This window comes from Streptomyces sp. NBC_00885 (assembly GCF_045207475.1).
In the GTDB taxonomy this organism is placed as follows: Bacteria; Actinomycetota; Actinomycetes; order Streptomycetales; family Streptomycetaceae; genus Streptomyces.
This window is the reverse complement of sequence record NZ_CP108796.1, coordinates 7143043-7163133: the sequence shown is the minus strand read 5'-3', so window position 1 is coordinate 7163133 and position 20091 is coordinate 7143043. Positions and strand designations below refer to the sequence as shown.

The window sequence follows — 20091 nt, the reverse complement described above, 5'->3', positions numbered from 1 at the left end:
CGCCCGGACAAGGAGTGCGGGCTGTGCAGGGGAAAGGTCTGGGGGTCAGGAAGCGGTGCGGCCCCGGCGAGCAAGGAGTCGTACGACTCCGTCGCCGATGAGCTGGACGGCGGTGACGACGGCGATCAGGACGACGACCGTGATCAGCATGAACTGGGTCTCGAAGCGCTGGAATCCGTAGGTGACGGCCTTGGATCCGAGCCCTTCGCCGCCGACCGCGCCTGCCATCGCCGAGTAGCCGACGAGCACGATCACGGTGGTCGTGACGGCGGAGACGAGCGAGGGCAGCGCCTGCGGCAGCAGCACCTTGCGGACGATCGTGGGGATCGAGCCGCCCATCGACTGGACGGCCTCGACCAGACCGTGGTCGACCTCACGGATCGCCGTCTCGACGAGCCGGGCGAAGAACGGAATCGCGCCGACGGCGAGCGGCACGATCATCGCGGTGGGGCCGATGAAGGTGCCGACGACCAGCGTGGTGAAGGGGATCAGCGCGATCAGCAGGATGATGAACGGCAGCGAGCGGCCGATGTTCACGATCACGCCGACGACCTTGTTCACCGGGGTGTTCTGCAGCAGTCCGCCCTTGTCGGTGAGGACCAGGAGCACACCGAGCGGCAGTCCGCCCGCGACGGTGACGAGGGTCGACCACATCACCATGTAGAGGGTGTCCACGGTGCCCTGGCTGAGCAGCGGCTGCATCTCCCACCAGGTCACTTGGCGACCCCCTCGACCAGCGCGGCGGTGCTGTGCGCGTGGAGGGCGAACTGCTCGGCGGGGGCTCCGGAGTCGACGACCTCGACCTGCAGGCCCTGCTCGCGCAGGAAGCCGACCGGGACGACGTTCTCCTCGTACCGTCCGGGCAGCTCGATGCGCATCCGGCCGATCTGCTTGCCGCCGACGGTGTCCATCGCGGCGCCGAGGATCGAGATGTCGACGTTGTACGTGCGCGAGAGCTGGGAGATGACCGGCTGGGTCGCGGACTCACCGTGGAAGGTGACGTCGACGACGGTGCTTTCGGGGCCGGAGGCCTCGCCGCCGACCGGGAACAGCTCCTGAGCCAGCTCGGAGCCGGGGGTCGCGAGCAGTTCGCTCACGGTGCCGGATTCGATGATCTTCCCCTTCTTCATCAGTGCTGCCGAGTCGCAGATGGTCTTGACGACGTCCATCTCGTGCGTGATGAGCAGGACGGTCAGTCCGAGCTGCCGGTTGAGGTCGCGCAGCAGTTGCAGGATCGAGCGGGTGGTCTCGGGGTCGAGGGCGCTGGTCGCCTCGTCGGAGAGCAGCACCTTGGGGTCGCCGGCGAGCGCCCGGGCGATGCCGACGCGCTGCTTCTGGCCGCCGGAGAGCTGGCCGGGATACGCCTTCGCCTTGTCGGCGAGGCCCACCAGGTCGAGCAGTTCGAGTGCCTTGCGCGAGCGCTCGGCGCCGGAGACACCGAGGATCTCCAGCGGCAGCTCGATGTTGTCCTTGACGGTGCGCGAGGACAGCAGGTTGAAGTGCTGGAAGACCATGCCGATACGGCTGCGTGCCTCGCGCAGTTCCCTGGAGGCGCGGCGGCCGCGGCCGGCGAGCGCGGTGAGGTCCTGGCCGGCCACGGTCACGGTGCCGGCGGTGGGGCGCTCGAGCAGGTTGACGCAGCGGATGAGCGAGGACTTTCCGGCGCCGCTCTGGCCGATGACGCCGAAGACCTCGCCCTCACGGACATGCAGATCGACGCCGTCCAGGGCGGTGACCTCGCGGCCTCGTGAGGCGTAGACCTTGGTAAGGCCCGTAGTGGTGATCACAGGAGGTTTCCGTCACATTCGAGTGCACGGCGAAGTGTCCGCCGGGCACGGGGCATTCGGGTTCAGGACAGTCGGGCGCCGCACGGCTGATTCGGCCTTGGCCGGGGGCAACGCGGGCGCGCGGCAGGCTCGCACCGATGCGTCCTGGCGGAGCACCGGAGTCGGCTCGGCTGTCGGTCTCGCTTCGGGGCGCGAGGCTCAGGCAGGGGCCCTCAGCTGGCGCACATTCGACACATACAACGAGCACCGGGCGTCGTGATCGCCTCGGTCGCAAGGATGCGGCTGCTCGTCGTGGTCATGTCGGCAAGTAAAGCAGACAGGGGTACGAAGCGATCAGCGCTGTCCGAATAACGGAACGTTCTGCCTCAGCATTCGGACACTATGTGACGGGTTCAGCCGGCGGCAGTGATCTCCACTCCCCCGTGCGTGGCCTGCGCGGACGCGGCCGAGAGGTCGTGAACGACGACATCGGCGAACAGCTCGGAACGCTCGTGCGTTGTGGCCAAGGCCACGGTCCGCATACCCGCCGCGCGGCCCGCGGTCAGCCCGCCGGGGCGTCCTCGAAGACCACGCAGCGCGCCGGGCCGGCGCCGGGGCGCACGGCCCCGAGCGGTGGTCGACCCCACGCGGCGGCCGGGGCCGCGCGCATCGGGCCTTTTGGCCCGTAATACGCTCGGGGCCATGCTTGACGCCCTGACGGTCGCGGTCGCCGTGACCGCGCTCGCCCTCGCCGCCTGGTGCGGTTACGCCGCCCTTCGCGACCAGCCCACCAAGGACTGGCACTTCATCGGCATGGCCGTGGTGTCGGTGCTGGCGCTGGCGCAACTGCTGGTCGGGATCGTGCAGCTGGCACGTGGCGAGAAGGCCGACGAGGGTTCGGTGATCTTCGTCGCGTATCTGATCGGGGCGTTCGCGGCGGTTCCGGCGGCGGGTTTCCTCTCGCTGACGGAGCGCACCCGCTGGGGCTCCGTGACGGTCGCGGCGGGCGCGATCGTCCTGGCCGTGCTCGAAGTGCGGCTCTACGACATCTGGAACGGCTGACCATGACCGAGACCGCGGAAAGCAAGAAGACCCGGCTGGTCCAGGGCCCGGGACTGCTGCTGGTCTGGGTGTACGGAGTGATGTCGGTGGGCGCCGTCTCGCGCTCCGTTTACCAGATCGCCACCGACTACGACTCGGCGCCGCTGGCCCACACACTCTCCGCCGTCGCGGCCGTCGTGTACGCGTTCATCACGTACACGCTGGTGCGTGGCGGGGAACGGGCCCGCAGGGCGGCGCTGGTGTGCTGCGCCGCCGAGCTCGCGGGCGTCCTGATCGTGGGCACCTGGACGGTGGTGGAGCCTTCCGCCTTCCCGGACTCGACGGTCTGGTCGGCGTACGGCATGGGCTACATCTTCATCCCGGTGCTGCTGCCGGTCACCGGAATGCTCTGGCTGCGCCGCTCCCGTACGGACGTGGCGCAGCCCGCCGCCTGATCGCCGCTACGCGCTCGCGGCGAAGTCGCGCGCCACGGCCTCCTTCTCCAGCGTGAGCAGCGTCAGCCGCGGGCCGACCTGTTCGCTGGAGACCTGCAGATAGCCGCGGCTGCGGTACAGTCGCAGATTGCTCTCGCTGCGGTGGCCGGTGAAGAGCTGGAAGCGCTTTGCTGCGTCCTCGCCCGAAAGACGCTTCTCGATCGCGTCGAGCAGCCGGCCGCCCAGACCGTGGCGCTGCATCCGGGGGTGCACTATCAGCTTGGCGATCCGGGCCGTGCCGCCCTCGTCGACGCTGCCGCGCACGGAGGCGACCACCTCGTCGCCGAGCCTGGCCACCAGCGCGTGCCCCTGGGCTATTTCGGCCCTCAGGTCGTCCAGGGACTGGGTGAGGGGCTCGATTCCGTAGTCGCCGTACAGCTCGGCCTCGCTCTGGTAACACAGATACTGCAGCTTGAGGATCTGCTCCGCGTCCTGTGCTCCTGCCGCTGAGATGGTCACGCTCATGCCCATGTGCGCATGCCTCCCGCTCACCTGTCCGCCGGTTGTCTACCGCTCCTTTCCCCCAGGTTCAGGAGCCGCAACCTCTGCCGTCAGCATTCTGCGCAGGCATCCCAGGCAACGGGAACGCATCGGCCCCAGACTGCCTTGTGAGATTCCCAACTCCCCTGCGATTTCGCGGTAGGTCGGGTCGTCGGGCGACAGCATCGCATTCAGCAGCCGCGGGCAGTTTCCCGGGGTGCGGGCGATCGCGGCGCGCAGGGCACGGCGGCGCTCGGACCACAGCGCGGCCCGTTCCGGGCCGCCCGCCGGGTCCGCCGACGGCTCGGGACCGTAGGGCCGTTCCCGGGCCGCGGTGCGCCGGGCGCGGCGCGCTTCCGCGCGTACGGCCGACCTGACCCAGCGGGCGGCGTCCGGCGGCGGACCGGCTCCGTCGAGGCGTTCGAGCAGCCGCACCCAGACGGCCTGTTCGAGATCGCGGGCCTCCATCGCGGCGGCGGGGGCCTCGGCCGTCGCCTCGGCGCTCACGAGCGGGCGAAGTTCTTCGAGGAGCGTCATGACCGGCGGGACGTGCCGTCGCACGGCGGCGGTTGCCGTGCGACGGCACAGTCACCCGTACGGGCTGCCGGGCCTTATCTGCTGTCGGCCGGGGGTCAGCCGTTGAAGTCGGCGGCCGCCAGCAGTCCGGTGTCGGCGTTGTCGGTGAAGATGCCGTCGATGCCGGTCGCGAAGTAGATCTTGAACGCTCCGAACGCGTCGCCGTAGGCGTTCGGGTCGGTGCCGCGCCGGAAGTCGGCGGGCAGGAAGGCGTTCTCGTTGCGCATCGTGTACGAGTGCAGGATCAGGCCTTCGGCGTGCGCGTCGGCCACCAGCGTCGTCGGCGTGCCCAGCTTGCCGGTCGCGTCCTTCGGGATGATCAGGTCGAGGGTGGGACCGATGCCCTGCGCGTAGGACGCGATCCACTGCAGACCCTCGGGCTTGACGAGGTCGGCGACCGTACGCGGGTCGCCCGCCACGACGAAGTCCCACGGGCGGCTGCTCGCCCCGGACAGCAGCACGACGCGCGGCGAGGACACGAGCTTCGCCAGTCGCTGGATGCTGCTCGGCTCGAACGACTGAAGGAAGACGGGCGAGTTGCGGCGGTCGCGGCCGTACCGGCGCAGCAGCCGGGCGAGCGGCTCCTCGAGACCGAGGCCGAGCCCCCGGAAGTACGTGGGGTGCTTGGTCTCGACATGGAGCCATACGGGACGGCCGCGCCGGCGGCCCTCCTTCTCGGCCCAGCGCAGCACCTCCTCGAAGGTGGGGATCGTCCAGCGGCCGTCGTAGAGGGTGTTCTCCTGACGGTTGGCCGGGATCCGCTCCTTGGCGCGCAGCGTCTTGAGCTCGGCGAGCGTGAAGTCCTCGGTGAACCAGCCCGTCAGGCTGACGCCGTCGACGGACTTGGTGGTCTTGCGGGAGGCGAACTCCGGGTGGGCGGCGACATCCGTCGTACCCGTGATGTCGTTCTCGTGACGGCAGACGAGATGGCCGTCCTTGGTGGGCACCAGGTCCTGCTCGATGACATGGGCGCCGAGGTCCAGTGCGAGCTGATAGGAGCCGAGAGTGTGCTCGGGCCGGTAGCCGCTGGCGCCGCGGTGGCCGATGATGGTGGGGGAGGGCAGATCCCTGTACGACGAACCGTGTCCGTCATGGCTCACTCGGCGCTCGTCCGCCTCGGCAGTTGTGGCGGTGAGGCCGCCGACACCGAGAGCTGCCGTACCGATTACCGCCGCGCCCAGGACCGTACGACGTCCGGGACTTCTGTCCGCACCCTGTGTCATCGACATTCCTCCGTGTGATGTCCCGCACCTGCCAAGCGACCGCCTGATGGTAGGCAGCCGCGCCTTACCTGCGGCAGACCGTGGACGAACGCAGCGAAAACTCACGTCAACACTGCGTATCCGCTCCGTGAACCCGATGTGCGATCAGGTGCGACCCGCGAGTATGGTCCTCACCTGCACAGACTTCGCCGCCGTTACCGTCCGCCCCCACGCCACCGCCGTATGACACCGGAGGACCCGTTGTCCCGCTTGTCGCTCATCAAGGCCGTGCTAGGACCGATCCTGCGCCTGATGTTCCGCCCGCGCGTGGAAGGCGCCGAGAACATCCCGGGGACCGGACCCGTCATCCTCGCCGGCAACCATCTGACGTTCATCGACTCGATGATCCTCCCGCTCGTGTGCGCCCGTCCGGTCTACTTCATCGGCAAGGACGAGTACGTCACGGGCAAGGGCGTCAAGGGCCGGATGATGGCCTGGTTCTTCACCGGCTGCGGCATGATCCCGGTGGACCGCGACGGTGCGAACGGCGGTGTGGCCGCGCTGATGACGGGCCGTCGGGTGCTGGAGGAAGGCAAGATCTTCGGCATCTACCCGGAGGGCACCCGCTCCCCCGACGGCCGCCTGTACCGGGGGCGTACGGGCATCGCCCGGCTCACCCTGATGACGGGCGCGCCTGTGGTCCCGTTCGCGGTGATCGGCACGGACAAGCTGCAGCCGGGCGGCGCGGGTCTGCCGCGGCCGGGCCGGGTGACGATCCGGTTCGGCAAGCCGATGGAGTTCTCGCGCTACGACGGGATGGACCGCGACCGCTATGTGCTGCGTGCGGTGACGGACTCGGTGATGACGGAGGTCATGGAGCTGTCCGGTCAGGAGTACGTGGACATGTACGCAACGAAGGCGAAGGCGGCGTGAGGGCCTGACGGCCTCTTGGCGTGAGATGGGCCGGACCCGGCGTGGGGTCCGGCCCTTCCGGCTAGGGGTGTTCGAGGCCGTCCTCGAGCTTCTGGCCGCGCAGCAGGAACCATGCGGCAACCGCGGTGGCGAGCAGCACCGCCGCGCCCACACCCGTCGCGAACCGCAGGCCGTCGACGAACGCCTCCTGGGCGGCGCCGACCAGGGCCGCACCCTGGTGCTGCGGCAGTGCGCCCGCCGCATCGACGGCCCCGCCGAGCGACTCATGGGCAGCGGATGCCGCCTGGGACGGGACGCCGGCCGGGGTCGCGAACTCACGGTAGACACCGGTGACGACGGAGCCCAGCAGTGCGATACCGAGGGCCGCCCCGAGTTCGTAGGCCGTCTCGGACACGGCGGACGCTGAGCCGGCCTGCTCCTTGGGCACGCTGGACAGGATGACGTCGGCGGTGACGGTGAAGGAGAATCCCGCGCCGACACCGACGAAGAGCAGCGCCGCTCCGAGCAGCGGATAGCCGGTGGACTGGCTGATCATCGTCATCGCGGCCAGGGCGAGACCCACCGCGGCGAGCCCGCCGGCCACCACGGACCGTACGGAGAACCGCCGTGCGACGGTGCCCGCTATCAGACCGGTCGCCACCGCGCCGATCGCGGCGGGCAGTTCGGCAAGTCCGGCCTCGAACGGCTCCCTGCCCTGGACCAGCTGCAGGAACTGCGACAGGAAGAACACCAGGCCGGAGAGCCCGAGGATGGTCAGCAGGTCGGCCAGAACCGCGCCGGAGAAGCCCCGGTGGCGAAACAGCCTCATGTCGAGCAGCGGCGCCGGCAGCGTCAACTGCCTGCGGACGAAGCCGTACAGCGCGCCGAGCCCGATGAGGGCCGCGGCACAGGCCTCCCAGGTCAGTCCGTGGGTCGCCGCCTCCTTGATGCCGTATACGACGCCGACTATGCCGACGAGGGACAGTGCGACACTGATCAGGTCCCAGGGCCCGGACACGGGACTCTTCGACTCCGGCAGCAGCTTGATACCGACGAGCACCAGTACGGCCATCACGGGCAGGTTGATCAGAAAGACCGAGCCCCACCAGAAGTGCTCCAGCAGGAAGCCGCCGACGACCGGCCCGACCGCCGCACCGGCGGAGGCCATCGCGCCCCAGATCCCGATGGCGAGGCTGCGCTCCTTCGGGTCGTGGAAGATGTTCCGGATCAGCGCGAGGGTCGACGGCATGAGGGTCGCGCCCGCGACGCCGAGGAGAGCGCGAGCGAGAATCATCATCTCGGGGGTGGTGGCGTACGCGTTGAGGACGGAGACGGCGCCGAACGCGACCGCACCGACCAGCAGAAGCTTCTTGCGGCCGATCCGGTCACCGAGGCTGCCCATGGAGACGAGCAGGCCCGCGATGACGAACGAGTAGACGTCGCCGATCCACAACAGCTGCGTGCCGGAGGGCTTGAGGTCCTCGCTGAGGAACGGGGTGGCGAGGCCGAGGACGGTGGCGTCCACGGCCACCAGCAGGACGGCCAGCACCAGGACCGCGAGCGCGAGCCAGCGCCCGGGGCGGTACAGGGTCTCGTCCGTCCGGCTCGGGCGCTGGACGGTGATGCTCATTTCTCCACACTCCGTCGTGCTCCGCCGAGCAGCAGCTCGGCGATCATGTATTGAAAGTCCTTCTTGGCGACGCGACCGTCCATGACGGACCAGGCACAGGCCCCGATCAGGCCGTAGAGAGCCTCGGTCAGCCAGGCGGGCGTCAGGTCGATCCGGAACTCGCCCTCTTCCTGTCCGCGCTTGAAGTGCGCGGACACCCGGGCGTCGAGCCGTGCCCAGCCCTCGTGGACCTGTTCGCCCTCGAAGAGCTGGTTCTCGGTGACGAGAAACGCGAGCAGGTCGGCGGCGGGCTCCATCTCGGCGATGAGCCGCCGCAGCCCGTCCCCCGCCCCGCCCTCTTCCAGCCGCGCCCGGTCGAGCGCGGCCTCGAATTCCTGTATGCCGAGCGCTTCCAGGGCCTTGACCAGCGCGTCCCGCCCCGCGAAGTGCCGATGAAGGGTGGCCCGCCCGATACCGGCGGCGCGGGCGACCTCGTCCATGGTGGCGGTGGACTTGCGGGAGAGGAGGGCGGCGGCGGCGCGAAGCACCTGGTCCCGGTCGAGAGTCATGAGACAACCATAGCCCATGTGAGACATGAATGTCTCACGCGATATTGCGTCGCCTCATCCGACGCGGAAAAGGGAGCATGTGCGCATGAAGCCGTTGCTACTGATCGACATCGACGGCCCGCTCAATCCGTACGCGGCGCGGGCACAGCGCAGACCGGAGGGATACCGCACCCACCGGATGCGGCCGTCCGGCTGGACGGACGGCAAGCCGTTGCGCGTCTGGCTCAACCCGGAGCACGGGGTGGAGCTGCTGGCGCTGGCCGACGCGTACGAGCTCGTCTGGGCGACCACCTGGAAGGGCGAGGCGAACGAGTGGATAGGTCCCCATCTCGGCCTGCCCGAACTGCCGTTCATCGACTGGCCCCAGATGCACGGAAAGGCCCCTCGCGGGACCTTCTGGAAGACGCAGTACATCCTGGAGTACGCGGCGGGGCGGCCGTTCGCCTGGGTCGACGACGACATCACCGACCTGGACCGCGAATGGGTGGACCAACACCACCTCGCCGCCGCCCTACTGCTGCGCATCAATGAGGGCATCGGGCTGACCCGGCCGGACTTCGACGCGCTCGCGGACTGGGCGGCGGCATAGGCGCTACGCGGCGGCGTAGGCTCCTACTCCTTTTCAGTGGCCCACGCGTGCTGGACCGTCAAGTCCGCCTTCAGCTCGGCCAGTTGCACCGCAACCGCCGACGGTGCCGTGCCGCCCCTGCCATTTCGCGAGGCCAGGGCGCCGGGGACGTTCAGGACCGTGCGGACCTCCGGGGTCAGATGGGGCGAGATCTTCGCGAACTGCGCGTCCGTGAGCTGGTCGAGTTCGACGCCGAGCGCCTCGCACTCCTTGACGCACTCCCCCGCCACCTCGTGCGCCACCCGGAACGGCACGCCCTGCTTGACCAGCCACTCCGCGATGTCCGTCGCGAGCGAGAAACTTGCCGGGGCCAGCTCCTCCATCCGCTCGCGGTTGACCGTCAGCGTCGCCATCATCCCGGTGAAGGCCGGGAGCAGGACCTCCAGCTGGTCGCAGGAGTCGAAGACCGGCTCCTTGTCCTCCTGCAGATCGCGGTTGTACGCGAGCGGCAGGGCCTTCAGCGTGGCCATCAGGCCCGTCAGATTGCCGATCAGACGGCCCGACTTGCCGCGCGCCAGCTCCGCGATGTCCGGGTTCTTCTTCTGCGGCATGATCGACGACCCGGTCGAGAACGCGTCGTGCAAGGTCACGAAGGAGAACTCCTTCGTGTTCCAGATGATGATCTCCTCCGCGATCCGCGACAGATTGACACTGATCATCGCGGTGATGAAGGCGAACTCCGCGACGAAGTCCCGCGAAGCCGTCCCGTCGATGGAGTTGCCCACCGAGCCGTGTTCGAAGCCCAGGTCCGCGGCGACCGCCTCCGGGTCGAGGCCGAGCGAGGAGCCGGCGAGCGCGCCCGAGCCGTAGGGGGAGACCGCGGTCCGCTCGTCCCACTGCCGCAGCCGCTCCGCGTCGCGGGACAGCGACTGGACATGTGCCAGGACGTGGTGGGCGAAGAGCACCGGCTGTGCGTGCTGAAGATGCGTACGGCCGGGCATCGCGACGTCCGGATGCGCCTCGGCCAGACCCACCAGCGCGTCCTGGAGCTCGGCGATCAGACCGCCGATGATGCGGGCGTGGTCCCGCAGATACATCCGGAAGAGGGTGGCCACCTGGTCGTTCCGCGACCGCCCGGCCCGCAGTTTGCCACCGAGGTCGGGGCCGAGGCGCTCCAGCAGGCCCCGCTCGAGGGCGGTGTGCACGTCCTCGTCGGCGATCGTGCCCACGAAGGACCCGTCGGCGACATCCGCTTCGAGCTGGTCGAGCCCGGCCAGCATGCGCTGGAGCTCGTCGTCCGTGAGCAGGCCCGCCGTGCGCAGCACGCGCGCGTGCGCCCGCGAACCGGCGATGTCGTACGGCGCGAGACGCCAGTCGAAGTGGACCGACGCGGACAGCTTGGCCAGCGCCTCGGCAGGACCGTCGGCGAACCGGCCGCCCCAGAGCCGGACGTCACCGTTGTTGCTGCTCACAGCTGAAGCTCCTCATGAGGGTGGATGTGCAGCGCCTCCCCGCCGCGGAGCAACGGGGAGGCGGCCTGGTACGAGTATGGAATCAGGCGAGGTCGCGCTTCGCGGCGATCTTCGACGACAGGCCGAAGATCTCGATGAAGCCCTGCGCCTTGGACTGGTCGAACGTGTCGCCCGAGTCGTAGGTAGCGAGGTTGAAGTCGTACAGCGACTCCTCCGACCTCCGGCCGGTGACGACGGCGCGGCCGCCCTGGAGGGTCATCCGGATGTCGCCGGTGACGTGCTGGTTGGCCTCGTTGATGAAGCCGTCCAGGGCCCGCTTGAGCGGGGAGAACCACAGGCCGTCGTAGACCATCTCGCCCCAGCGCTGCTCGACCTGCCGCTTGTACCGCGCGAGCTCGCGCTCGACCGTGACGTTCTCCAGCTCCTGGTGGGCGGTGATCAGCGCGATCGCGCCCGGCGCCTCGTACACCTCACGGGACTTGATGCCGACGAGCCGGTCCTCGACCATGTCGATCCGGCCGATGCCGTGCGCGCCGGCCCGCTCGTTGAGCTGCTGGATGGCCTGCAGGACGGAGACGGGCTTGCCGTCGATGGCGACCGGGACGCCTTCCTTGAAGGAGATGACGACCTCGTCGGCCTCCCGCTGCACCGCGGGGTTCGAGGTGTACTCGTAGATGTCCTCGATCGGCCCGTTCCAGATGTCCTCCAGGAAGCCGGTCTCGACTGCGCGCCCGAAGACGTTCTGGTCGATGGAGTACGGCGACTTCTTGGTGGTCGCGATCGGGAGCTGCTTCTCCTCGCAGAAGGCGATCGCCTTGTCCCGGGTCATCGCGTAGTCCCGGACCGGGGCGATGCACTTGAGGTCGGGACCGAGGGCGGAGATACCGGCCTCGAACCGCACCTGGTCGTTGCCCTTGCCGGTGCAGCCGTGGGCCACGATGCCGGCGCCGTGCTTCTTGGCGGCGGCGACGAGGTGCTTGACGATCGTCGGCCGGGAGAGGGCGGAGACCAGCGGGTAGCGGTCCATGTAGAGGGCGTTGGCCTTGATCGCCGGAAGGCAGTACTCGTCCGCGAACTCGTCCTTGGCGTCGGCGACCTCGGCCTCCACCGCACCGCAGGCGAGCGCGCGCTTGCGGATGACGTCCAGGTCCTCGCCGCCCTGGCCGACGTCCACGGCGACGGCGATGACCTCGGCGCCCGTCTCCTCGGCGATCCAGCCGATGGCGACGGAGGTGTCCAGGCCGCCCGAGTAGGCGAGTACGACGCGCTCGGTCACGGGTTTCTCCTTACGGTGCATTCAACGACAGGCATAACTATGCACTACTCCGTATGTTTCGTCAACGCGGTCCCCGCGATCCGCGCCACACCCACAAAACGGTGCGGCATATTCCGCTTTCCGTGGCACACCGGGCGCACGCGGTTGTCCGACCCGGCAGGCGCGCCTACGATCGCCCGGCGGTCACGCCTCCGCACGGCGTCCCCCAGCGTCCAATTGGCGGAACCCGCCCTGTTCGGAATGTCCCGGGTGCGGGCTTCCGCGCACTCATGCTCTGCGGCACCCGGCGGCAGGCAGCACGTACTGGGAGCTCCCCATGTCCACGGCCTACGGCGCACGCACCGCCCGCCGGTATGCCGCATCTCTGCACGGCAAACGGCGCTCTCCCGCCGTTCCTGTCCTGCTCCTCGTCTGGGGCGGCGCCGCCGCCGTGCTGGCCCTGTGGTGGAGCAGCACCCCCGCTGTCGTCGGCGACTCGGAGTGGATCATCGGCGCGGGCCGTATCACCGGTCTCCTCGCCGGCTACGGCTGTGCCGTCCTCGTCGGTCTGATGGCCCGGGTCCCCGGTCTTGAGCGCCGGGTCGGCAGCGACCGCATCGCCCGTTGGCACGCGATGGGCGGCCGGTACACCCTCAGCCTCGTTCTCGCCCATCTCTTCCTGATCGTCTGGGGGTACGCGAAGGAGGGGGCCACCGGCATGGTGGTACAGACGGTCACCCTGGTCCTGGACTACCCGGACATGATCACGGCGGCCGTCGGCACGGCGCTGTTCGTCGTCGTCGGCCTGGTCTCGGCCGGTGCGGTACGCCGCCGGGTCAGCTACGAGACCTGGTACTACCTGCACCTCACCACCTATGCCGCGCTCTATCTGACCTTCTGGCACCAGCTGACGAACGGCTCTCAATTCCTCGGCAACAAGGCCGCCTGCGCCGCCTGGTACGTGCTGTACGGCGGGGTGGCACTGCTGGTCCTGTGGTACCGGATCCTCGTTCCTGTACGTCTCAACCTCCGTCATCGCATGCGCGTCGAGGCCGTCGTCGCCGAGGCGCCCGGCGTGCTGTCCGTGCTGATCCGGGGCAAGCGGCTGCACAAGCTGCGCGCCGAGCCCGGCCAGTTCTTCCGCTGGCGCTTCATGGCCAGGGGGCTGCGCTGGTCCGCCAATCCGTACTCGCTGTCCGCCCTGCCCCGGCCGGATCTGATGAGGATCACCGTCAAGGCCGCCGGCGGGCACAGCGCCGCCCTCGCCACGGTCCGCCCGGGGACCCGGGTGTGGGCCGAGGGGCCGTACGGCGCGCTCACCGCAGCCCGGCGCAGGCACCGCAAGGTGCTCCTGGTCGCCGGCGGGGTGGGGATCACCCCGCTGCGGGCTCTGTTCGAAGCGCTGCCGGCCGGACCCGGCGATCTGACACTCCTCTACTGGGCCCACACCGAGCGGGACCTGGCACTGCGCGGCGAGCTTGAGGCGATCGCCGACGCCCGCCGCGCACGGCTGTACTACTCGGTCGACAGCGTGCACGGCCGGCGGGGAGCCCGCCTCACCGCGTCCACCCTGCAGAAGGTGGTTCCCGACATCACCCAGCACGACGTCTATCTGTGCGGTCCCCCCGCGATGACCGAGGCCGCCCGGGAGGCGCTGGCCGAGGCCGGGGTCCGGGCCGGTCACATCCACCAGGAGATCTTCGAACTGTGAGCACCACGAGAAAGGGCGCGTTGCGCCGGGTCGTACTGAGCTCCGTGGTAACCGTCTCGGGCGTCGTACTCATGCTCGCGCTCAAGCCGCACACCGTGCCCGGCACCTCCGTACAGGCGGCTGATCCCACCCGGTCTGTGGCTCCCGCGCCGTCAAGAACCCCCACGGCGACGGCCTCGGCGAGTGTCCGGCCCTCGCCCTCCGCGTCGAAGTCGGCCGCTGCGTCCGCCTCGAAGGGCCCGCGGACCAAGGCGCCCACGGCGACGCGCAGCGCATCGAAGCCGCCGTCCGCACCCGCCAAGCAGACCGTCACCACCCGCTCCGTGACGGGCAGCACGGTGCAGACCAAGTACGGCCCGGTGCAGGTGAGGATCACTCTGTCCGGCGACCGGATCACGGCAGCCTCCGCCGTGCAGTCGCCGTCGGAGACGCCGCGCTCCCGCGACATCTCGTCGACGGCGATCCCCACGCTCAACCAGCGGACCCTGTCCGCCCAGAGCGCGGACATCGACGCCGTCTCCGGCGCCAGCTACACCAGCGAGGGCTATGTCGACTCGCTGCAGAGCGCTCTGGACAAGGCCGGTGTCTGAGCGTCTGCGCCATGTCGAGGAGGCGATGGGCACGGTGTTCTCCTTCGACATACGAGGCGCCGACGATGAGGGGGTTCCCGCTGCCCTCGCGTCGGCCGTGCGATCGCTGCACCAAGTGGACCAGGTGTTCTCCACCTACCGCCCGCAGAGCCAGGTCAGCAGGCTGGCCAGGGACGAACTGACCCTGCCTCAGTGCGACCCGGAGGTCACAGAGGTGTGGCGGCTGTGCGAGCGCGCCGAGCTGCTCAGCGGCGGGAGTTTCACCGCCTCGTACGCCGGTTCCTGGGACCCCACCGGACTGGTGAAGGGCTGGGCGGTGGAACGGGCCGCGCGGCTGATCGCCGAGGCGGGCGCCACTGCCGTATGCGTCAACGGCGGCGGTGATGTGCAGCTGTACGGCGCTCCCGCACCGGATCGCCCCTGGCGGATCGGCGTGACGGATCCGCTGGCCCCCGGGGGACTTGCGACCGTCGTGGAGGGCAGCGGCATGTGCGCGGTGGCGACGTCCGGCCCCGCGGAACGCGGCTGCCACATCGTCGACCCCCGTACCGGCGAGACCCCGGCGGACGCACTCGCCTCGGTGACCGTGGTCTGCGAGGGGCTGACCGACGCGGACGCCTGGGCGACGGCCGCATACGCCATGGGAACCGAGGCCCGCGACTGGCTGGAGGCGCTGCCGGGGGCCGAGGCGTACGCCGTTACGGCCGGGGGCACGACCTGGAGCACCAACGGCTGGCGTCGGCACGGATAATCGGGGCATGGGAAAGCTCTACGAACGGATAGACGGCAGACTGCGCACCTTCATCGAGGAACAGCCCCTCTTCTTCACGGCGACCGCGCCGCTGTCCGGCGACGGGACGGTCAATCTGTCCCCCAAGGGTCTGACGGGCTCCTTCGCCGTCATCGACGACCGGACCGTGGCCTACCTCGACTTCGCCGGGAGCCACAACGAGACCATCGCCCACCTCCGCGAGAACGGCCGCATCACCCTGATGTGGTGCGCCTTCCAGGGGCCGCCGAACATCGTGCGGGTGCACGGCCACGGCGAGCCCGTCTTCCGGGACGATCCACGCTGGAAGGACCTGCTGGCTCACTTTCCGGACATCGACACCACCCCGCACGGGCTGCGCGCCATCATCGTCGTACGGGCCGAAGTCGTCAGGGACAGCTGCGGATTCGCGGTGCCGTACATGACGTACGACGGGGACCGCGAGACGCACGGCCGGCGGTTCTCGCGCGAGGACGACGCGTCGCTCAGTGCGTACTTCGAGAAGAAGCCGGACATCGCCAGCAGCATGGACGGGCTTCCGGGGCTCCCGCTGCCGCTGCCGCCGACACCCTGAGCCGTACGGACCAACGGAGCTGCCGCCGTGGCCGGGAACGCATACGGTCGCCCCTATGCGCAAGGCTTCTGTCCTCGGTCCTGTTCTGTTCGCCGTCTCCTTCGTGATCGCTTTCGTGCTGTCCGCATCGGCGGGCGCGGCGCCGGTTCACGCGCCTGTGCGCGCGCAGGTTCAGGTGCCGCCCTTGCCCGCGCGGATGGCCGACACCGGCGGCGGGTCCCAGCTGATCACCGCCGAGGCCGCGCGACCCGGCTCCACCACGGGCACGGTGACCTGGTGGGACCGCCTCAGTGACGGGCGGTGGGTGGTCGCGGGATCGGCCGTGGCGCGGTTCGGCGCGAAGGGACTGGTCGAGGGCGCCGGCCGAAAGCAGGGCACCAGCACCACGCCGACCGGGCTGTACCGGCTGCCGTACGCCTTCGGGATCGAGGCGGCGCCCGCCGGGACCGAATACACCTATCGCCGCGTGACGAAGACATCCTGGTGGTGCCAGGACACCGCGTCCCGCGCGTACAACCGCTGGGTGGAGTCACTGCCCGCCGACTGCCGGGCCGCCGAGTCCGAGCATCTGACTGCCTACCGCCCCCAGTACGCCCACGCGATGGTCATCGGCTTCAATTACGACCGTCCGGTGCGCGGCCGCGGCGCGGGGATCTTTCTGCACGTCAACGGGCGTGGCGCGACGGCCGGTTGTGTCTCGGTGCCCGAGGCTGCCATGAGCCGGATCCTGGCCTGGGCCGATCCGCGGCACAACCCGCACATCGCCATCGGCACCGCTTCCGGACGCACGGCCCTCACGCGCTACTGACCGGGGCGGCCGAACCACAGATTGCACAAGCGCCCCTCCAGTTGAACTCCAGGCGCCTCGTATGCGTATCCCCGTACGCGAAGGTGGTACAGGCGAGGAGCAGCCGTGGTGATGTTGCAGAGCGGTCGAGCCGCAAGGCGTCAGACCATGCGTGCGATCCGCCCGCGGCGTGACCCGGCGGTGGCGCTGCTGGCCGTCACCTGGGCAGGGGCGGTGGCCGTCCTTTCCCTGTGGTGGCAGAACACGGCGGTGGTGCACATGACCACCGCCGAGTGGCTGATCGGTGCCGGCAGGATCACCGGCCTGCTGGGCGGATACGTGATCGCGCTGGTGGTGCTGCTGATGGCACGCGTCCCGGCTCTGGAACGGCGGGTGGGTTCCGACCGGGTGACCCGCTGGCACGCGATGAGCGGACGCTACGCGATCAGTCTGATCGTCACGCATGTCGTGCTGACCGTCTGGGGGTACGCCGTCCAGGCCCGTACCGGCCTCGTGGAGCAGACCGTCACCGTCGTCGTCGACTTCCCCGAAATGATCAAGGCGGCGATCGGCACCGGGCTCCTGCTGCTCATCGGCTTCGTCTCGGCAGGTGCGGTGCGCCGGCGGATGTCGTACGAGACGTGGTACTACCTGCACCTTCTCACCTATGTCGCGGTGTATCTGACCTTCTGGCACCAGCTGGCGACAGGTTCCGAGTTCGTGGCGAACCCGACGGTGCGCACCGTCTGGTACGTGCTGTACGCAGCGGTCGGCGCGCTGCTGGTCTGGTACCGCGTCCTCGCGCCCGTCCGGCTCAATTTCTGGCACCGGATGCGGGTCGAGTCGACCGTGGACGAGGCACCCGGTGTGGTCTCCGTACTGATCACCGGGCGACGGCTGCACCGGCTGGGCGCCGAGGCCGGTCAGTTCTTCCGCTGGCGGTTCCTCACCAAGGGGCTGCGCTGGAGCGCCAATCCGTACTCACTCTCCGCCGCGCCCCGCCCCACTCTGATGCGTATCACCGTCAAGGCGGTCGGCAAGCACAGCACGGCCCTGTCCCGGCTGGAGCCGGGAACGCGGATCTGGGCCGAGGGCCCGTACGGAGCCATGACCGCCGGCCGACGGAGCCGCAACAAGGTGCTGCTGATCGCGGGCGGCGCCGGAATCACCCCGTTGCGGGCACTGTTCGAGACGCTGCCCGGCGGCCCGGGCGACCTGACGCTGCTCTACCGGGCCAGCAAGAAGCAGGACCTGGCGCTCTGGAGCGAGCTCCAGCAGATCGCCGAGCGCAGGGACGCACAGCTGATGTACGCGGTGAACGGTCCGGACGGAGCCCGGCCCGAGATCACCGCCGGGCGGCTGAAGGAAGTGCTGCCCGACATCGACGAGCACGACGTCTATCTCTGCGGGCCGCCAGGCCTCGCCGAGGAGTCGTACCAGGCACTGCGCGAAGCGGGAGTGCCGACCCGCCGGATCCACCACGAGTCCTTCGAGATGTGAGGCCGTCCTTGAAGAGGAAACATCCACTTCGCCGGATCATGATCGGCGCCGCCGCCACCGCATCCGGCGTCGTCCTTCTGCTCGCACTGAAGCAGCCCGGCACCAGCGTGGCGGAGGCGTCGTCGCAGACCGGCTCGCAGGTGCCGCCCGCCGGCTCGGCGTCCGCCGGAAACGGGGCGGGCGCGGGACAGACGGTGCTCGGTGACAGCGCCGGCACGCAGTACGGCGAGGTCCAGGTCCAGCTCACCCTCAGCGGCGGCAGAATCACCGGGGCGCAGGCGGTGAAGGCGCCCAGCGCCGAGGCCAAGAGCCGAGAGATCGCCGCCGCCGCGATCCCCCGGCTCAACCAGGCCGTGCTGAAGGCGCAGAGCGCGCAGATCGATGCCGTCTCCGGGGCCAGTTACACGAGCGAGGGCTACATCAAGTCCCTGCAGAGCGCGCTCGACAAGGCGGGGGCGGTGGGCTCGGGTGCCGCGGATTCCGGCAGTGACGGGTCCGGCGCACAGGCCGGGACACAACCAGGACCGGGGACGCAGCCCGGAGGGAGTTCGGGTTCCGCGGATGCCGACGGCTCGGGTTCCGGCTCCGGCTCAGGTGGCGCCCCGGCAGCGAAGACGGTCCTCGGCAACGTGGCCGACACGCAGTACGGCCCGGTGCAGGTCCGGATCACGGTCAGCGGCGGCAAGATCACCGCGGCCGACGCCGTCAAGGCACCCGACTCCGACGCCAACAGCCGGCGGATCGCCGCCAACGCCGTGCCCAAGCTCAACCAGGCAGCAATCACGGCGCAGAGCGCACAGATCGACGCCGTCTCCGGGGCCAGTTACACCAGCGCCGGCTACATCAAGTCCCTGCAGAGCGCGCTCGACAAGGCGGGTCTGTGATGCCCGGCGGCCGGGAGCGTCTGCGCCATGTCGAGCACTCCATGGGCACGGCCTTCTCGTTCGACATCCGTATCGCCGACGCCGGCGCCTCACCCAGGGTGCGCGCCGGACTTGCCGCCGCCGTCGCCGGGCTGCACCGTGTGGACGAAACCTTCTCGACCTACCGTCCGGACAGCCAGCTCAGCCGGCTCGCCCGCGGCGATCTCTTGCTCGGAGACTGCGTCACCGAGGTCGCCGAAGTGCTCGATCTGTGCGCAGCCGCCGAGCGGGAGAGCGAAGGCTGGTTCACCGCCCGCTACGCCGGTGAGCTGGATCCGACCGGCCTGGTCAAGGGCTGGGCGGTGGAGTGCGCCGTCCGCATGCTCGCCTCCTCCGGTGCGGATTCGGTCTGCCTCAACGGAGGCGGCGACATCCAGCTGTACGGCGGCCCCTGGCGGGTGGGCGTCAGCGACCCACTGCACCCGGGCGGGCTCCTCACAGTGATCGAAGCCGACGAGGGCCTCGCCGTCGCCACCTCGGGTCCGGCCGAGCGCGGCTGCCACATTCTCGACCCGCACACCGGTCGGCCACCCGCCGAGCCCATGGCGTCGATGACCGTCGTCTGCCCGGGGCTGACCCACGCGGACGCCCGGGCGACCGCCGCGTACGCCATGGGCGGGCGGGCCCGGGACTGGCTCGAGGAGCTGCCCGACACCGAGGGCTTTGCGGTCAATGCCGACGGCAGCACCTGGCGGACCAGCGGATTCGTCCGCCACACGGCGAAGTTGGCTGTCTGACGGCCGGACGCCGGCGGCCTCAGCGGTGGTTCTGAGCCAGCCGCAGCAGGTGGTCGGCGAGCGCCTGGCCGCCCGCCGGGTCCCGGCTGATGAGCATCAGGGTGTCGTCGCCCGCGATGGTGCCGAGGATGTCGTGCAGTTCGGCCTGGTCGATGGCCGAGGCAAGGAACTGCGCGGCGCCCGGCGGCGTACGCAGGACCACGAGGTTGGCAGAGGCCTCCGCGGAGATGAGGAGTTCCGCGGACAGGCGCCGCATCCGCTCCTCTTTCGCCGACTCACCGAGCGGCGCCTGTGGGGTGCGGAAGCCGCCCTCGCTGGGCACCGCGTAGATCAGCTCGCCGCCGGTGTTGCGGATCTTCACCGCGCCCAGTTCGTCGAGGTCCCGGGAGAGCGTCGCCTGGGTGACGCTCAGTCCGTTGTCCGCGAGGAGCTTGGCCAGTTGGCTCTGCGAGCGCACCGGCTGCCGGTTGAGGATGTCCACGATCCGGCGGTGGCGGGCCATACGCGTTTGGGGTACGGCGGGCCCGCCGTGCTCGGTGTCCTGCGCCTCGGTCAT

Annotated in this window: 22 protein-coding genes and 1 pseudogene; 12 read left to right on the top strand and 11 right to left on the bottom strand. The window is 69.9% G+C overall.

What is annotated here, in order from left to right; translation table 11 throughout:
• Positions 1–45: 45 nt before the first annotated feature.
• From OHA61_RS32615 to OHA61_RS32605, 3 genes and pseudogenes are all read right to left on the bottom strand, one after another.
• Positions 46–717 carry a methionine ABC transporter permease gene (locus tag OHA61_RS32615; RefSeq protein WP_406306041.1) on the bottom strand — a complete coding sequence of 224 codons (672 nt, stop codon included), beginning with the start codon at positions 715–717 and terminating at the stop codon, positions 46–48.
• Entirely contained in the window at positions 714–1787 is a 1074-nt protein-coding gene (locus OHA61_RS32610; protein ID WP_406306040.1) for a methionine ABC transporter ATP-binding protein, read from the bottom strand. Before OHA61_RS32610 ends, OHA61_RS32615 begins: the two co-directional genes overlap by 4 nt.
• A 392-nt stretch (positions 1788–2179) precedes the next feature.
• A pseudogene (locus OHA61_RS32605) lies at positions 2180–2397 on the bottom strand (HAD family hydrolase); the annotation flags it as partial.
• Between the two features lie 71 nt (positions 2398–2468).
• Here OHA61_RS32605 and OHA61_RS32600 point away from each other — a divergent pair.
• On the top strand, positions 2469–2828 hold the full coding sequence (locus OHA61_RS32600; RefSeq protein WP_324982489.1) for a hypothetical protein: 360 nt from the start codon (positions 2469–2471) through the stop codon (positions 2826–2828).
• A gap of 2 nt (positions 2829–2830) precedes the next feature.
• Positions 2831–3262, top strand: coding sequence for a hypothetical protein (locus OHA61_RS32595; protein ID WP_361916602.1), 432 nt, complete (start codon positions 2831–2833; stop codon positions 3260–3262).
• Between the two features lie 6 nt (positions 3263–3268).
• Here the strand turns inward: OHA61_RS32595 and OHA61_RS32590 are convergent, their stop codons facing one another.
• The 3 genes from OHA61_RS32590 to OHA61_RS32580 all read right to left on the bottom strand — a co-directional run bounded on the left by OHA61_RS32590 (position 3269) and on the right by OHA61_RS32580 (position 5580).
• A complete protein-coding gene (locus OHA61_RS32590; RefSeq protein WP_406306039.1) occupies positions 3269–3772 on the bottom strand; it encodes a GNAT family N-acetyltransferase in 504 nt (167 codons plus the stop codon).
• Positions 3773–3808: 36 nt separating this feature from the next.
• Entirely contained in the window at positions 3809–4318 is a 510-nt protein-coding gene (locus tag OHA61_RS32585; RefSeq protein ID WP_406306038.1) for a sigma-70 family RNA polymerase sigma factor, read from the bottom strand.
• A 95-nt stretch (positions 4319–4413) separates the two neighbouring features.
• Positions 4414–5580, bottom strand: a complete 1167-nt coding sequence (locus tag OHA61_RS32580) for a glycerophosphodiester phosphodiesterase (protein ID WP_406306037.1) — start codon at positions 5578–5580, stop codon at positions 4414–4416.
• A 249-nt stretch (positions 5581–5829) separates the two neighbouring features.
• Here OHA61_RS32580 and OHA61_RS32575 point away from each other — a divergent pair, with 249 nt between their 5' ends.
• Positions 5830–6492 carry a lysophospholipid acyltransferase family protein gene (locus tag OHA61_RS32575; protein WP_361907617.1) on the top strand — a complete coding sequence of 221 codons (663 nt, stop codon included), beginning with the start codon at positions 5830–5832 and terminating at the stop codon, positions 6490–6492.
• A gap of 61 nt (positions 6493–6553) precedes the next feature.
• Here the strand turns inward: OHA61_RS32575 and OHA61_RS32570 are convergent, their stop codons facing one another.
• The gene (locus tag OHA61_RS32570) at positions 6554–8101 is read right to left on the bottom strand and encodes an MFS transporter (RefSeq protein ID WP_406306036.1); all 1548 of its coding nucleotides are present in this window, start codon (positions 8099–8101) and stop codon (positions 6554–6556) included.
• Complete coding sequence (locus OHA61_RS32565) at positions 8098–8649, bottom strand: helix-turn-helix domain-containing protein (RefSeq protein WP_361907613.1); 552 nt, start codon at positions 8647–8649, stop codon at positions 8098–8100. The genes OHA61_RS32570 and OHA61_RS32565 overlap by 4 nt, the downstream gene beginning before the upstream one ends.
• A gap of 85 nt (positions 8650–8734) precedes the next feature.
• Between OHA61_RS32565 and OHA61_RS32560 the strand changes: the two genes are divergently transcribed.
• Complete coding sequence (locus OHA61_RS32560; RefSeq protein ID WP_406306035.1) at positions 8735–9238, top strand: HAD domain-containing protein; 504 nt, start codon at positions 8735–8737, stop codon at positions 9236–9238.
• 23 nt (positions 9239–9261) lie between these two features.
• On the opposite strand, the gene argH is transcribed toward OHA61_RS32560, so the two are convergent.
• Both argH and OHA61_RS32550 read right to left on the bottom strand, forming a co-directional pair.
• Positions 9262–10689 carry an argininosuccinate lyase gene (gene argH / locus OHA61_RS32555; RefSeq protein ID WP_406306034.1) on the bottom strand — a complete coding sequence of 476 codons (1428 nt, stop codon included), beginning with the start codon at positions 10687–10689 and terminating at the stop codon, positions 9262–9264.
• 82 nt (positions 10690–10771) lie between these two features.
• On the bottom strand, positions 10772–11965 hold the full coding sequence (locus OHA61_RS32550; protein WP_324982517.1) for an argininosuccinate synthase: 1194 nt from the start codon (positions 11963–11965) through the stop codon (positions 10772–10774).
• A 316-nt stretch (positions 11966–12281) separates the two neighbouring features.
• On the opposite strand from OHA61_RS32550, the gene OHA61_RS32545 reads away from it, so the two are divergent.
• The 8 genes from OHA61_RS32545 to OHA61_RS32510 all read left to right on the top strand — a co-directional run bounded on the left by OHA61_RS32545 (position 12282) and on the right by OHA61_RS32510 (position 19535).
• Complete coding sequence (locus OHA61_RS32545) at positions 12282–13655, top strand: ferric reductase-like transmembrane domain-containing protein (RefSeq protein ID WP_406306033.1); 1374 nt, start codon at positions 12282–12284, stop codon at positions 13653–13655.
• Positions 13652–14245 (top strand): FMN-binding protein, encoded by a 594-nt coding sequence (locus OHA61_RS32540; protein ID WP_406306032.1) that lies wholly within the window; start codon positions 13652–13654, stop codon positions 14243–14245. The genes OHA61_RS32545 and OHA61_RS32540 overlap by 4 nt, the downstream gene beginning before the upstream one ends.
• Before the next feature lie 25 nt (positions 14246–14270).
• Positions 14271–14996, top strand: coding sequence for an FAD:protein FMN transferase (locus OHA61_RS32535; RefSeq protein WP_406307565.1), 726 nt, complete (start codon positions 14271–14273; stop codon positions 14994–14996).
• Between the two features lie 7 nt (positions 14997–15003).
• Positions 15004–15588, top strand: a complete 585-nt coding sequence (locus tag OHA61_RS32530) for a pyridoxamine 5'-phosphate oxidase family protein (protein WP_406306031.1) — start codon at positions 15004–15006, stop codon at positions 15586–15588.
• A 55-nt stretch (positions 15589–15643) separates the two neighbouring features.
• Positions 15644–16396, top strand: a complete 753-nt coding sequence (locus tag OHA61_RS32525) for a L,D-transpeptidase (protein ID WP_406306030.1) — start codon at positions 15644–15646, stop codon at positions 16394–16396.
• Between the two features lie 147 nt (positions 16397–16543).
• Positions 16544–17875 (top strand): ferric reductase-like transmembrane domain-containing protein, encoded by a 1332-nt coding sequence (locus tag OHA61_RS32520; RefSeq protein ID WP_406306029.1) that lies wholly within the window; start codon positions 16544–16546, stop codon positions 17873–17875.
• Positions 17876–17913: 38 nt separating this feature from the next.
• A complete protein-coding gene (locus OHA61_RS32515; protein WP_406306028.1) occupies positions 17914–18759 on the top strand; it encodes an FMN-binding protein in 846 nt (281 codons plus the stop codon).
• Entirely contained in the window at positions 18759–19535 is a 777-nt protein-coding gene (locus tag OHA61_RS32510; RefSeq protein WP_406306027.1) for an FAD:protein FMN transferase, read from the top strand. The genes OHA61_RS32515 and OHA61_RS32510 overlap by 1 nt, the downstream gene beginning before the upstream one ends.
• A 19-nt stretch (positions 19536–19554) precedes the next feature.
• Here OHA61_RS32510 and OHA61_RS32505 read toward each other — a convergent pair whose 3' ends face one another.
• Entirely contained in the window at positions 19555–20091 is a 537-nt protein-coding gene (locus OHA61_RS32505) for an arginine repressor (protein ID WP_406306026.1), read from the bottom strand.

Coding starts and splice junctions, on each gene's coding strand:
- OHA61_RS32585 (WP_406306038.1), bottom strand. CDS start 4,318: ATGACGCTCCTCGAAGAACTTCGCCCGCTCGTGAGCGCCGAGGCGACG.
- OHA61_RS32525 (WP_406306030.1), top strand. CDS start 15,644: ATGCGCAAGGCTTCTGTCCTCGGTCCTGTTCTGTTCGCCGTCTCCTTC.
- OHA61_RS32515 (WP_406306028.1), top strand. CDS start 17,914: ATGATCGGCGCCGCCGCCACCGCATCCGGCGTCGTCCTTCTGCTCGCA.
- OHA61_RS32570 (WP_406306036.1), bottom strand. CDS start 8,101: ATGAGCATCACCGTCCAGCGCCCGAGCCGGACGGACGAGACCCTGTAC.
- OHA61_RS32560 (WP_406306035.1), top strand. CDS start 8,735: ATGAAGCCGTTGCTACTGATCGACATCGACGGCCCGCTCAATCCGTAC.
- OHA61_RS32520 (WP_406306029.1), top strand. CDS start 16,544: ATGCGTGCGATCCGCCCGCGGCGTGACCCGGCGGTGGCGCTGCTGGCC.
- OHA61_RS32505 (WP_406306026.1), bottom strand. CDS start 20,091: ATGACCGAGGCGCAGGACACCGAGCACGGCGGGCCCGCCGTACCCCAA.
- OHA61_RS32545 (WP_406306033.1), top strand. CDS start 12,282: ATGTCCACGGCCTACGGCGCACGCACCGCCCGCCGGTATGCCGCATCT.
- OHA61_RS32590 (WP_406306039.1), bottom strand. CDS start 3,772: ATGGGCATGAGCGTGACCATCTCAGCGGCAGGAGCACAGGACGCGGAG.
- OHA61_RS32580 (WP_406306037.1), bottom strand. CDS start 5,580: ATGACACAGGGTGCGGACAGAAGTCCCGGACGTCGTACGGTCCTGGGC.
- OHA61_RS32595 (WP_361916602.1), top strand. CDS start 2,831: ATGACCGAGACCGCGGAAAGCAAGAAGACCCGGCTGGTCCAGGGCCCG.
- OHA61_RS32535 (WP_406307565.1), top strand. CDS start 14,271: ATGGGCACGGTGTTCTCCTTCGACATACGAGGCGCCGACGATGAGGGG.
- OHA61_RS32530 (WP_406306031.1), top strand. CDS start 15,004: ATGGGAAAGCTCTACGAACGGATAGACGGCAGACTGCGCACCTTCATC.
- OHA61_RS32510 (WP_406306027.1), top strand. CDS start 18,759: ATGCCCGGCGGCCGGGAGCGTCTGCGCCATGTCGAGCACTCCATGGGC.
- OHA61_RS32600 (WP_324982489.1), top strand. CDS start 2,469: ATGCTTGACGCCCTGACGGTCGCGGTCGCCGTGACCGCGCTCGCCCTC.
- OHA61_RS32565 (WP_361907613.1), bottom strand. CDS start 8,649: ATGACTCTCGACCGGGACCAGGTGCTTCGCGCCGCCGCCGCCCTCCTC.